The following is a 12,707-nucleotide window of genomic DNA, read 5'->3' on the forward strand; positions in this document are numbered from 1 at the left end:
TCTCCTTAAGCCAGACCAAGCAGCGTCAGCAGCAGGTCGATGGCTTTAATACCTATAAACGGCACCACCAATCCGCCCGCACCGTAAATCCACAGGTTGCGACGCAGCAGCGCCGCCGCGCTCAGCGGGCGATAACTCACGCCTTTCAGCGCCAGCGGAATCAGGAACACAATCACCAGCGCGTTAAAAATCACCGCAGACAGAATTGCCGAATTCGGCGAATGCAGCCCCATCACATTCAGCATATTGAGCTGCGGATAGGTGGCGGCAAACGCGGCCGGAATAATGGCGAAATATTTCGCCACGTCGTTGGCGATACTGAAGGTGGTCAGCGAACCGCGCGTCATCAGCATCTGTTTACCGATGTGCACCACTTCCAACAGCTTGGTCGGATTCGAGTCGAGATCGACCATGTTGCCGGCCTCTTTCGCCGCCTGAGTACCTGAGTTCATCGCCACCGCCACGTCGGCCTGCGCCAGCGCCGGTGCGTCGTTGGTGCCGTCGCCGGTCATCGCCACTAAACGCCCTTCGGCCTGATACTGGCGAATCAGCGCCAGCTTGGCTTCCGGCGTCGCTTCCGACAGGAAATCATCGACGCCCGCTTCCGCCGCAATCGCCGCCGCCGTTAACGGGTTATCGCCGGTGATCATTACCGTTTTAATGCCCATCTTACGCAGCTCGGCAAAGCGCTCTTTGATGCCGCCTTTAACGATATCTTTCAGCGCCACCACGCCCAGCACCTGCGCGCCTTCCGAGACCACCAGCGGCGTGCCGCCCGCGCGCGCCACCTCTTCCACTGCGGCATTCACTTCCAGCGGGAAACGGCCATGATTGGCTTCGATGTGGCGACGAACCGCATCGACCGCACCTTTGCGGATCAGACGATCCTGCACGTTGACGCCGCTCATACGCGTTTGCGCCGAGAACGGAATAAAGCTCGCGCCCATGCTGCTGAGATCGCGCTCGCGCAGGTTAAATTTCTGCTTCGCCAGCACCACGATGCTGCGCCCTTCTGGCGTTTCATCGGCCAGCGACGCCAATTGCGCCGCATCAGCCAGTTGCTGTTCGCTGACGCCCGGCGCAGGCAGGAACTGCGTCGCCTGACGGTTACCGAGCGTGATGGTGCCGGTTTTATCCAGCATCAGCACATCGACGTCGCCTGCCGCTTCCACCGCACGGCCGCTGGTGGCAATCACGTTCGCGCCCAACATGCGGCTCATGCCCGCCACACCGATGGCCGACAGCAGGCCGCCGATGGTGGTAGGAATCAGACACACCAGCAGCGCCACCAGCACCGTGATGCTGACTGGCGTGCCGCCATACGCCGAGAATGGCCACAGCGTGGCGGTCGCCAACAGGAACACTATCGTCAGCGACACCAGCAGAATAGTCAGTGCCACTTCGTTCGGCGTTTTACGGCGTTTTGCGCCTTCCACCATCGCAATCATGCGATCGAGGAAGGTTTCACCCGGATTGACGCTGCACTGAATCACCAGCCAGTCGGACAGAATGCGCGTACCGCCGGTCACGGAGGAGAAGTCACCGCCCGATTCACGAATCACCGGCGCGGATTCACCGGTAATGGCGCTCTCATCCACCGACGCGCCGCCTTCCAGCACTTCGCCGTCGCATGGAATGATGTCACCGGCTTCCACCAGCACCACATCGCCTTTGCGCAGCGTATCGGCCGCCACGCTTTGCCACGCTGCGCCATAACGCGCTTCGGCCAGTTTTTTTGCATCGCTGGTTTTGCTGATGCCTTTCAGGCTGTTGGCCTGCGCCTTGCTGCGCCCTTCCGCCAGCGCTTCGGCGAAGTTGGCGAACAGCACGGTGAACCACAGCCAGATGGCGACGCCGGCGGTAAAGCCCGCGTTGCCGCTGAGCGTGCCGCTGGCCATGCCCACCGCCAATACCGAGGTCAGCACGCTGCCAATCCACACCAAAAACATCACCGGGTTGCGGAACTGCACGCGCGGATCGAGTTTTTTCAGCGCATCCAGCATGGCAACGCGGGTGAGCGCCGCATCAAACAGCGCCAGTTGTTGACGACTCATGATTCCGTTATCCCTGAATAAGTTGCAGATGTTCCGCGACCGGGCCTAATGCCAGCGCGGGGATGAACGTCAATGCGCCCACCAGCAAGACGGTGCCAATCAGCAGCGCGATAAATAGCGGGCCGTGGGTTGGCAGCGTACCGTTGCCCACCGGCTGAATTTTCTTCGCTGCCAGCGAACCGGCAATCGCCAGCACCGGAATGATGATGCCGAAGCGGCCCACCAACATGCAGAAGCCGAGCAGCAGGTTCCAGAACGGCGTGTTGGCGCTCAATCCGGCAAAGGCGCTGCCGTTGTTGTTAGAGGCCGATGACACTGCATACAGTACTTCGCTGAAGCCATGAATGCCGGGATTGGCCATGCCGGCGCGACCGGCATCGGTCATCATCGCCAGCGCGCTGCCAAGCAGCACCAGCGTTGGCGTCACCAGAATCGCCAGCGCGGTCATCTTCATCTCCCACACGTCGATTTTTTTACCCATGTATTCTGGCGTGCGACCGATCATCAACCCGGCGATAAACACGCCGAGCAGCACGAACAGCAGCATGCCGTACAGGCCAGCACCGACGCCGCCAAACACCACTTCACCCAACTGCATCAACCACATCGGCACCATGCCGCCGAGCGCGGTGAAAGAGTCATGCATGGCGTTGACCGCACCACACGACGCCGCCGTGGTGATCACCGCAAACAAGCTGGAGTTGAGAATGCCGAAGCGCGTCTCCTTGCCTTCCATGTTGATGGCGCTGTCCGCGCCGAGCGCGAGGAAGTGCGGATTGCCACGCAGTTCGGCCCACATCACGGTGATCACCGCCAGCACGAACATGATGGTCATCGCCCACAGCAGCATGTGGCCCTGACGACGATCGCCCAGATGCTGGCCAAAGGTGAAACAGAGCGCAGCCGGAATCAGGAAGATGCTCAGCATCTGCACGAAGTTGGTCAGCGCCGTCGGGTTTTCGAACGGATGCGCCGAGTTGACGTTGAAGAAACCGCCGCCGTTGGTGCCGAGCATTTTGATCGCTTCCTGCGACGCCACCGGACCGAGTGGCAGCGTCTGCTGCGCGCCTTCCAGCGTGGTGAGCGCATGGTAAGGTTCGAAGGTTTGAATGCTGCCCTGGCTGACGAAGAACAGCGCCATCAGCAGGCTGATTGGCAGCAGCACGTAAACGGTAATGCGCGTGAGATCGCGCCACGCGTTGCCGAGCGTCGCCAACGAACGGTTGGCAAAACCACGAATCAGCGCAAACGCCACGGCGATACCGGTCGCCGCCGACAGGAAGTTCTGCACCGTGAGGCCCGCCATCTGACTGAAATAGCTCAGCGTGCTTTCCCCGGCGTAGGATTGCCAGTTGGTGTTGGTGACGAAGCTGATGGCGGTATTGAGCGCCAGATCCCAGCTCAGATTAGGCAGATGCTGCGGGTTCAGCGGCAGCGCGGCCTGCGTCATCAACATCAGCAGCAGCAAGGCAAAACCCAGCGCGTTAAACAGCAGAATCGCCAGCAAATAGTGCGGCCAGCGCATGGCGTCGCCGTCGGCACCGGCCAGTCGCCACAGCGCGCGTTCGGTACGCGGCAGCAGCGGCTTGTCAGCCACAAACAGGGCGAGATAACGTCCCAGCGGTTGTGCCAGCACCATCAGTACCAGCAGGAATACCGCAATTAGCATGAATGCATTCGCAGCCATCAGAATGCCTCCGCATTAAGCAGGGCATAAATCAGGTAGCCCAGAAGAACAAACACCAGCACGATGCCGGCTATCACGCCCACGCTCACAGCAACCTCCAGAGGATTTTGGTAGTGCTGCAAGCATGCGCGGCGCGGCATAAAGAAGAAGTAAAAAGGCGGGAGGCGGGCGTAAATAAAGTATAAAAATGGTGAAGAATTAAGCGCTTTCTAACGCCCAGATGCGGTTCAGATCGATGTTCTGCCACAAGCCGCTGTCTTCCGCGCCGGTGATGCTGTCGGTGCAGAAGCTGTCGCCAAGATCGAGCTCTTCCGGTTTTACTTCGCGCTGCGCGTGCAGCGACCAGAACACATGCACTTTGGGCTTGAGCAACGATTTTTCGCCCGCCTGCACCACTAGCGCCACGCGCCCGGAAGCCAGTCGCACCAGCGATCCCACCGGATAGATGCCGATGGTGCGCACGAAGGCGTGCAGCAGCGAGTTATCGAAGTGGCCACGCCAGCTCAACATGTTGTGCATCGCTTCGGCAGGCGTCCAGCCTTTACGATAAGGACGATTCGAGGTGACGGCATCGTAGACGTCGCACACCGATGCCATGCGCGCATACAGTGAGATCTCCTCGCCTTTCAGACCGTGCGGATAACCGTTGCCGTCGTATTTTTCATGGTGATGCAGCGCGATATCCAGCAGATCTTCACCGGCGTTAGCTTCCATTAACATCTGCGCACCGACAATCGGGTGCTGGCGCATCACGGTAAACTCTTCATCGCTGAGCTTGCCGGGCTTGTTGAGAATCTCCAGCGGCACCGCCGCTTTACCCACATCGTGCAGCAAACCGCCCATACCAACGCGGCGCAGCTGGTGCTCATCGAGGCCCATTTTTTTGCCGAGCGAGATCATTAAGCCGCACACCGCCATCGAGTGCAGATAGGTGTAATCGTCGTGATTCTTCAGGCGCGCCACACTCAGCAGTGCAGTCGGTTCGCGGGTGATCGAACCGGCTATTTGATCCACCAGATCAAGGGTGTAATCGAGGTCGAGGCCCTGCCCCATACGCGCCTCGTTAAACATCGCCAGCACCTGCGGTTTCCCCTGATTGAAGATGCTTTGCGCCTGATCCATCTCCTGGAAAAACGGGGTTTGAGGAATATCTTTTTTTGGCGCGGGCGCAGCGGGCGCCTGAACCGATTTATCGAGATCGATCCATAACTGCAGGATCCCCTCATTGCGGATCATCGCGATCTGGCGTTTATCAGTGATCAGCATTTGGTTGCGAATGCGCTTATCTTTGACCCACCAAACCTCAAGTTTGTGGATAAACATTCCCTGCCGCAGTTCGTCAACGTTAATCAGCTTTATCACGATATCGCTCCTTAATATCAGTGGGTGGTAAGGAGGTATCGGCAGCTGAGCAAAAAATCTTCAGGAGTGATTTGTGCGATCGGTGAGGTTTGCGAGATGGGTGCGCATTAATGCGCACATTACGTCGTAGGGTCGCCATTCATGGCGACCTGGCTTGAAATCTCCTGCTCCTCGCCAACGCGTTCAATCGGTCCCATCACCAGCAGGAACAGCAAAGCAGCAACCACGCAGTGCGCGCCGACAAACACCAGCCCAATGCTGTAGCTGCCGGTTAAGCCGACGATGATGCCGAACAGCAGCGGCGTGATAAAACCCGCCATATTGCCGATGCCATTGAAGATCGCGCCCGCCAGGCCAACCGCTTCTTTTGGTGCGGTATCGCTGACAATCGTCCAGGTTCCGGCGCCCGCCGCCACGCCTTTGCCGAAGAAGGCGAACGACATAATGGCGATAATGCCAACGTTGCTGGGGATCATCGCCGCCAGAACCAGCGACGCCGCCATCAGCATGCCGACGATGTACGGCGTTTTACGCGCCCAGGATAAACTCCAGCCGTTTGCCAGCAGTTTGTCGGAGATATAGCCGCCGCTGATGCCGCCGACGAAGCCAAACACCGCCGGTGCGATGGTGGCAAAACCGGCGTCGAGAATGTTCATGCCACGCGCCTGCACCAGATAAATCGGGAACCAGGTGATAAAGAAGTAGCTGAGCGCGATGATGCAATATTGGCCGATATAGGCGCACCACAGCATGCGGTTGCTGAGCAACTTTTTGAACATCGCTTTGCTCAACGGCGGACGCGCTTTTAGCGTTTGCGCCGAATCAATATCGACCAGCGCGCCGCCCTGCTCGATGTAGCGCAGCTCATTTTCCGATACTCGCGGATGATGGCGCGGACTGCGCATAAAGCCCATCCAGACAAACACCGCCAGCACGCCAATGCCGCCCAGTACGAAGAACGGCCATTCCCAGCCGAAACGCGACACCAGCCAGCCGGAGAGCGGCGAGAAGATAGCGACGGCAAAATATTGCGCCGAGGCGAAGAGTGAAGAGGCGCGGCCGCGTTCGGCGCTGGGGAACCACATGATCACCGCACGGGCATTGGCGGGAAAACTCGGGGCTTCAATCAGGCCCAGCGCGAAACGCAGCGCAAACATCAATGTCAGTGCCATGGTCATGCCGCTGGAGAACTCGCCGACAAAGCCCATCAGCAGCGTGGAGATCGACCACAACCCCAGCGTCACGCCATACACTTTTTTGGTGCCGAAGCGATCAAGGAACAGGCCGCCGGGGATCTGGCCGATCACATAGGCCCAGCTAAACGCCGAGAGGATCAGGCCAAGCTGGATCGCCGAAAGTCCAAACTCATCTTTGATCGCCGATCCCGAGATCGACAGGATCGAGCGGTCGGCATACGCCACCACGGAAAGAAACAGGATCAGGCAAAGGATCCAAACGCGTACGTGGCTGTTCTGTGGACGATTATTGGCTTTTAGCATGGGCTGAATTCCTCAAATGAAACACACTGGAATACCGCTTTATTTCCCCTGTGCAGCAACTATAGGAAGCGGTCTCAGGCGTGGTCATTGTGCGAATGGCGGAATCGACGGTGCTAAATAGCGGCAGATTTGGCAGCTGGCACAAAGCGAGGTGCGGCGCTGCACAGAACCTTAAAGATCCGCGCGCCTTTGCACCGCAATGTGCGCCAGCTCTAAGAAAATCCTTTGCAGCGCAACTATGAGTGCGCGAAGGAAAGACGCACCCGAGAGCAAAGTATGCGCCTGGCTGCAAAATCCAACCTTGCTGATTGTCAGCCGCATGGCGGGCTCGTAGGCTGAAAATGATTTCATTGAGCCATTTTTTATCTTGATGAAACATTCATTCTAATAACAAACTTACTCTGGAGTCTGCGATGAAAACCCTCAAGGCGATTGTGTTGCTCGGCTTGCTCTCAACGTCAGCCTCGGCGCTGGCGGAAAAAATTGGCGTGTCGATGGCCTACTTTGATCAAAACTTCCTCACCATTATTCGTCAGTCGATTGATAAAGAAGCCAAAGCGCGCGGACTCGATATTCAGTTTGAAGATGCACGCGGTGATGTCGGACGTCAGACCGATCAGGTGCAGAGTTTTATCGGCGCGGGCGTGGATGCCATCATCGTCGATCCGGTCGATTCTGCCAGCACGCCGCAGCTGACCAAGTTAGCGCAGCAGGCAAAAATTCCGCTGGTGTACGTAAACCGCACGCCAGGCGATAAATCGCTGCTGGCGGGCGTGGTATTTGTCGGTTCGGACGAACGTGAATCCGGCACCTTGCAGATGGAAGCGTTGGCGAAAATGGCCAATTACAAAGGCAATGTGGCGATCATGATCGGCAACCTGACCGATGCCGGTGCGCTGCAACGCACCAAAGACGTTGAGCAAGTGGTGGCGAAATATCCCGGCATGAAAGTGGTGCAGAAACAGCCCGCCAACTACGCGCGCAACGAAGGCATGGATTTGATGAATAACTGGCTGGGCAATGATGAAGCGATTGATATCGTTGCGGCTAACAACGATGAGATGGCGATTGGCGCGGCGATGGCGCTGGCGAAGGGCAATAAAAAGGTGCTGATTGGCGGTATTGATGCCACGCCAGATGGCTTGAAAGCGCTGTCGCAGGACAAAATTCAGGTCACGGTGTTCCAGGATGCGGTCGGCCAGGGCAAAACGTCGGTGGATGTGGCGCAGAAGCTGATTAAAGGCGAGAAAGTCGACTCACACGTATGGATCCCGTTCGAGCTGGTAACCAAAGAGAATATGCAGAAGTACGTTGAAAAATCACAATAATTACCGCCAATCGTAGGGTCGCCATTTATGGCGACCGTAACGCAGAGTTTCGTGCGTTGATTGAGAAGGTCGCCATGAATGGCGACCCTACGGTTAACGTAATATCGCCATCTGCACGATATCGTGATACTCGCCATCACGCAGGCAGGCTTTGCGCTTCACGCCTTCACGCTCGAAGCCCAGCTTTTGATACAGGCGCAGCGCGCGCTCGTTATCGTGGAACACTTCCAGCTCGATGCGCATAATGCCGAGCCAGTTAAAGGCGTAATCCATCGCATTGCGGATCAGCTTTTCGCCAATGCCGCGCCCGCCAAACGCCGGATCGACGCCGATACCAAAACTAATGCTATGACGCGTGCGCGGACGCTGCTCGACAAACAGCGTGAGCTCGCCAACCATCGCGCCATCGATCTCCGCAACAAAGCCGATGTATCCCAGTTCATCCATCTTTTCGAATTTTTTCTGCCAGGTCGCCACGCTCGGGCACGGCAGCTGCGTGGTCCAGCGATAAACGTCAGGATGGCTGTAAAGGCGTTGGTAGGCGGCGGCGTCGCCCGGCTCACGACCGCGAATGTGTAAATCCATGTCGGTAATCCCTTTTCACTTGCACTAAGCTGTTAACTCTCACCATGTCGGGAAGAGTGACTCTATGTTGTATCGCCGTTTTGAACGTTTTATCAATATTTTCCAGGATGCGCCAACCGATTCCCCGCCCGCCAGCGTCTGGCCGTTCTACTTCTACTATCTGCGTCAGGTGTGGCCGAGCTTCGTCGCGCTGCTGATTGTCGGGCTGGTGCAGGCGCTGATCGAAGTGGCGCTGTTCAGCTATCTCAGTCGCATCATTGACCTGGTTAATCACTCCACGCCCGCCTCGTTGTTTAGCGATAACTGGCAAATATTGTTGTGGATGGGCTTTGTGGCGCTGATTCTGCGGCCCGTGGTGATTGCCGCGCACGATATGCTGGTGCATCAAAGCATTAACCCGAGCATGACCAGCATGATCCGCTGGCAGCATCACAACTACGTGCTGCGCCAGAGCCTGAACTTCTTCCAGAACGATTTTGCCGGGCGCATTGCCCAGCGCATCATGCAAACCGGTAACTCGCTGCGTGATTCGGCGGTACAGCTGGTGGACGCCATCTGGCACGTGGTGATTTATGCGGTGACCTCGCTGGTGCTGTTTGCCGAAGCGGACTGGCGCCTGATGATTCCGCTGGTGATCTGGATTGTGGCGTACAGCGTGTCGCTGAGCTTCTTCGTGCCGCGCGTTAAACAGCGTTCGGTGGTGTCATCGGAAGCGCGCTCGAAATTGATGGGCACCATCGTCGATGGCTACACCAACATCGCCACCATCAAACTGTTCTCGCACAACGATCTGGAGAAGCGTTACGCGCGTGAGGCGATTCAGGAGCAAACCGACAAAACCCAGCACGCCAGCCGCATGGTCACCACCATGGATATCACGCTCTCGACGCTCAATGGCTTGCTGATTGTCAGCACGTCTGGCCTGGCGCTGTGGTTGTGGAGCCAGTCGCTGATCAGCGTCGGCGCGATTGCGCTGGCGACCGGCTTGGTGATCCGTCTGGTGAACATGTCCGGCTGGATCATGTGGGTGGTGAACGGCATCTTCGAGAACATCGGTATGGTTCAGGATGGCCTGAACACCATTGCGCAGCCGCTGAGCGTGCAGGATCAGCCGAACGCGAAAAACATGCAGGTGACGCGTGGTCAGATTCGCTTTGAGGATGTGCGTTTTGATTATGGCGGCAGCCGTCAAGTGATTAATCGCCTCAATCTCAACATCAAACCGGGCGAGAAAATCGGGTTGATTGGCCCGTCCGGCGCCGGTAAATCCACCTTAGTGAACTTGCTGCTGCGGCTGTATGACATCAACAGCGGTCGCATTGTGATTGACGATCAGAACATTGCCGAAGTGACGCAAGAGAGCCTGCGCGGGCAAATCGGCATGATCACCCAGGACACGTCGCTGCTACACCGCTCGATTCGCGAAAACCTGCTGTATGGTCGCCCGGACGCGACGGAAGAGGAGCTGCAGGCGGCGATTATCCGCGCGCGCGCCGACGAGTTCATTCCGCTGCTCTCCGATCCGCAAGGCCGCACCGGCTTGGATGCGCACGTGGGCGAGCGCGGCGTGAAGCTGTCAGGCGGTCAACGTCAGCGTATCGCCATCGCGCGCGTGCTGCTGAAAGATGCGCCGATTCTGATCATGGACGAAGCCACTTCCGCGCTGGATTCCGAGGTGGAAGCGGCGATTCAGGAGAGCCTGGAAACGCTGATGCAGGGCAAAACGGTGATTGCCATCGCACACCGTCTTTCCACTATCGCCAAAATGGATCGTCTGGTGGTGCTGGAGAAAGGCGAGATTGTCGAGATGGGCAACCACCGCGAACTGCTGGCGCACGGCGGACTTTACGCGCGCCTGTGGCAGCATCAGACCGGCGGTTTTGTCGGCGCGGATTAATCACCACGCCGATACGGCAAGGCGTCGCGCGCTTCAATTGCCCAGCCGCGCACGCCTTCCCGTTCCTGCAGCAGAAAATCCGCCACCGCATCGCGCAAACCGGGATGACACAGATAGTGCCACGAATGGGTGATGTGCGGCTCAAAGCCGCGCACCAGCTTGTGCTCGCCCTGCGCGCCCGCATCAAAACGCTGTAAACCTTCCGCGATGGCGAAATCCATGCCCTGATAGAAGCAGGTTTCGAAATGCAGCCGATCAAACTCCGCCAGACATCCCCAATAGCGGCCATATAGCGTGTTGCCGTCCATTAAGCAGAACGCCATGGCGGCCGGTTGGCCTTGCAGCGTCGCGATCACCACGCGAATCGAACGCGGCATGCGCTCTGCCAGCAGGCTAAAGAAGTGGCGCGTCAAATACGGTCGCTGGCCGCGCACCGCATAGGTGTTGGCGTAGCAGGTGTAGACGAAATCCCACTGATCTTCGCGCAGCTCATCGCCGCGATACCAGCTGAATTCGAAGCCGCTGCTCATCACCTGCTCACGCTCTTTGCGCAGCTGTTTGCGCTTGCGCGACATCAGCGTGTCGAGGAAATCCTGAAAATCGCGGTAGCCTTTGTTGTGCCAGTGATACTGCAAGCCAAGACGTTCCAGCCAATCCGGCTGCTGCTGCATGATGTGATTGGCGAATGGCGTGGTGAAATTGATGTGCGCGCCGCTCAAACCCTGTTCGTAGAGATTATCCGGCAGCGCGCTGAGCAATTTCAGCACCGCGTCTTCATCGCCCAGCAGACGTGCGCCGGTCACTGGACTGAACGGAATCGCGCCCAGCCATTTCGGATAGTAAGGAATACCGGCGCGCTGACAGGCATCCGCCCACGCATGGTCGAACACATATTCACCGCGCGAATGGCGTTTGCGATAGCCCGGCAGCGCCGCACGCAGCGTGCCGTTTTCGCGCCACAGCAGGTGATCCGTCTGCCAGCCGTTTTCGGGCCGCACGCTGCCGCTCTCTTCGAGAGAAAGAAGAAAGGCATGGCGCAAAAACGGTTGATCGTCAGGTAACAGCGCATCCCATTCGACGGCGGCAATCTCCGCCAGCGATGACAGATGTAGCAAAGACATTCACGGCTCCCGGCCTGATGAAAGCAGGCGCCTAGTTCAACAGGTTTTCCCGCGTGGGAAAAGGTATAGCGCACTGAATGTGTAATCAGCAGATTTGACCCGATGCGCATTAATGCGCAACCTACGACGTAGGGTCGCCATTCATGGCGACCGATTAACATAAAACGCTGAACTAACAGGAAACGCCATGGATCGACTCGATTGTGACCGCATGTTTGTCGCCGTGCTGGAAGTCGGCAGCTTTGCCGGTGCGGCCGAGCGCCTTGGCACCAGCAGCGGCCAGGCGTCGAAGCTGGTCTCCCGGCTGGAGCAGGAACTTGGCGTCCAGCTGTTTAAACGCAGCACGCGTGCGCTCTCGCCCACCGAAGTCGGTCGCGCCTATTACGAGCGGGTAAAAACGCTGCTGGAAGCTTTTGATACATTGGATGCCACCGTGCGCGACAGCGCCACCACGCCGACCGGCCGCCTGAAAATCAGCGCGCCCGGCACCTTTGGTACGGCGGTGTTAGCCAGCGTGCTGGTGGAGTTCGCGCGCCATTATCCGCAGATCGAACTCGACGTGAACTTCTCCGATCGTGCAGTCAACATCGTAGATGAAGGCTTCGATATGGCAATCCGCATAGGCAAACTCGACGACAGTAGCCTGATTGCGCGCCGCCTCGGCGATGTGCCAATCCGCGTGGCGGCCTCCTCCAGTTATCTGCTGCAACACGGCACGCCGCAGCACTGGCGCGATTTGGCGGCACATCAGTGCATCAGCGATACCAACTTCCGCGATCCCTGGCACTGGCCGTTTGTCACGCCGTGCGGCGACAGCGTTAGCATGCCGATTCGTGGTCGTCTCTGTTTCTCAAACACCGAAGCCTGTTTGCAGGCGGCGATTGCCGGATTGGGCATTGCGCGGCTGCCGGGTTTTATTGCCGCGCCCGCTCTGCAGCGCGGTGAAATCGTCTCGATATTAGAGGCGTTCGCCACGCCGCCGCTCGGCCTGTTCGCGCTCTATCCGCCGGCGCGTCATCTGGCGCAGAAAACCCGGCTGCTGATCGATTTCCTCGCCGCCCATTTCCGGCACCATCCGCCCGGCTGATTCCTTCCAATTTGGAAGCAATGAAAGCCATTTTTCCCGGATTATCACCCAACCAGCAGCGCTGTATGCTTACTCCATCAACACTGA

The 12,707-nt window shown here is 58.1% G+C and carries 10 protein-coding genes; 3 read left to right on the forward strand and 7 right to left on the reverse strand.

Going from position 1 to position 12,707, the window contains the following annotated elements; all coding sequences use genetic code 11:
• Nucleotides 1-5 precede the first annotated feature (5 nt).
• From kdpB to AC6I8A_RS18505, 5 genes are all read right to left on the reverse strand, one after another.
• Nucleotides 6-2,054: a potassium-transporting ATPase subunit KdpB gene (gene kdpB / locus AC6I8A_RS18485; RefSeq protein WP_256697746.1), complete on the reverse strand. Its 2,049-nt coding sequence runs from the start codon at nt 2,052-2,054 to the stop codon at nt 6-8.
• Nucleotides 2,055-2,061: 7 nt separating this feature from the next.
• Nucleotides 2,062-3,741, reverse strand: coding sequence for a potassium-transporting ATPase subunit KdpA (gene kdpA, locus AC6I8A_RS18490; RefSeq protein ID WP_256697747.1), 1,680 nt, complete (start codon nt 3,739-3,741; stop codon nt 2,062-2,064).
• Nucleotides 3,741-3,830 carry a K(+)-transporting ATPase subunit F gene (gene kdpF, locus AC6I8A_RS18495; protein ID WP_081113208.1) on the reverse strand — a complete coding sequence of 30 codons (90 nt, stop codon included), beginning with the start codon at nt 3,828-3,830 and terminating at the stop codon, nt 3,741-3,743. The genes kdpA and kdpF overlap by 1 nt, the downstream gene beginning before the upstream one ends.
• 109 nt (nt 3,831-3,939) lie before the next feature.
• Entirely contained in the window at nt 3,940-5,103 is a 1,164-nt protein-coding gene (locus AC6I8A_RS18500) for an HD-GYP domain-containing protein (protein WP_256697749.1), read from the reverse strand.
• 119 nt (nt 5,104-5,222) lie between these two features.
• A complete protein-coding gene (locus AC6I8A_RS18505) occupies nt 5,223-6,602 on the reverse strand; it encodes an MFS transporter (RefSeq protein WP_265302669.1) in 1,380 nt (459 codons plus the stop codon).
• A 413-nt stretch (nt 6,603-7,015) separates the two neighbouring features.
• Between AC6I8A_RS18505 and AC6I8A_RS18510 the strand changes: the two genes are divergently transcribed.
• Nucleotides 7,016-7,930 carry a sugar ABC transporter substrate-binding protein gene (locus tag AC6I8A_RS18510; RefSeq protein WP_497818880.1) on the forward strand — a complete coding sequence of 305 codons (915 nt, stop codon included), beginning with the start codon at nt 7,016-7,018 and terminating at the stop codon, nt 7,928-7,930.
• A 93-nt stretch (nt 7,931-8,023) separates the two neighbouring features.
• Here the strand turns inward: AC6I8A_RS18510 and AC6I8A_RS18515 are convergent, their stop codons facing one another.
• On the reverse strand, nt 8,024-8,515 hold the full coding sequence (locus AC6I8A_RS18515; RefSeq protein WP_497818881.1) for a GNAT family N-acetyltransferase: 492 nt from the start codon (nt 8,513-8,515) through the stop codon (nt 8,024-8,026).
• A 64-nt stretch (nt 8,516-8,579) separates the two neighbouring features.
• Between AC6I8A_RS18515 and AC6I8A_RS18520 the strand changes: the two genes are divergently transcribed.
• The gene (locus AC6I8A_RS18520; RefSeq protein ID WP_061719804.1) at nt 8,580-10,412 is read left to right on the forward strand and encodes an ABC transporter ATP-binding protein; all 1,833 of its coding nucleotides are present in this window, start codon (nt 8,580-8,582) and stop codon (nt 10,410-10,412) included.
• On the opposite strand, the gene AC6I8A_RS18525 is transcribed toward AC6I8A_RS18520, so the two are convergent.
• Entirely contained in the window at nt 10,409-11,533 is a 1,125-nt protein-coding gene (locus tag AC6I8A_RS18525; protein ID WP_497818882.1) for a GNAT family N-acetyltransferase, read from the reverse strand. The genes AC6I8A_RS18520 and AC6I8A_RS18525 overlap by 4 nt on opposite strands.
• Nucleotides 11,534-11,720: 187 nt before the next feature.
• Between AC6I8A_RS18525 and AC6I8A_RS18530 the strand changes: the two genes are divergently transcribed.
• A complete protein-coding gene (locus AC6I8A_RS18530) occupies nt 11,721-12,620 on the forward strand; it encodes a LysR family transcriptional regulator (protein WP_256697759.1) in 900 nt (299 codons plus the stop codon).
• Nucleotides 12,621-12,707: the final 87 nt, after the last annotated feature.

The organism is Pantoea sp. X-Soil-ISGK-275 (genome assembly GCF_059730795.1).

Coding starts and splice junctions, on each gene's coding strand:
- kdpA (WP_256697747.1), bottom strand. CDS start 3,741: ATGGCTGCGAATGCATTCATGCTAATTGCGGTATTCCTGCTGGTACTG.
- kdpB (WP_256697746.1), bottom strand. CDS start 2,054: ATGAGTCGTCAACAACTGGCGCTGTTTGATGCGGCGCTCACCCGCGTT.
- AC6I8A_RS18515 (WP_497818881.1), bottom strand. CDS start 8,515: ATGGATTTACACATTCGCGGTCGTGAGCCGGGCGACGCCGCCGCCTAC.
- AC6I8A_RS18505 (WP_265302669.1), bottom strand. CDS start 6,602: ATGCTAAAAGCCAATAATCGTCCACAGAACAGCCACGTACGCGTTTGG.
- AC6I8A_RS18520 (WP_061719804.1), top strand. CDS start 8,580: ATGTTGTATCGCCGTTTTGAACGTTTTATCAATATTTTCCAGGATGCG.
- AC6I8A_RS18530 (WP_256697759.1), top strand. CDS start 11,721: ATGGATCGACTCGATTGTGACCGCATGTTTGTCGCCGTGCTGGAAGTC.
- AC6I8A_RS18525 (WP_497818882.1), bottom strand. CDS start 11,533: ATGTCTTTGCTACATCTGTCATCGCTGGCGGAGATTGCCGCCGTCGAA.
- AC6I8A_RS18510 (WP_497818880.1), top strand. CDS start 7,016: ATGAAAACCCTCAAGGCGATTGTGTTGCTCGGCTTGCTCTCAACGTCA.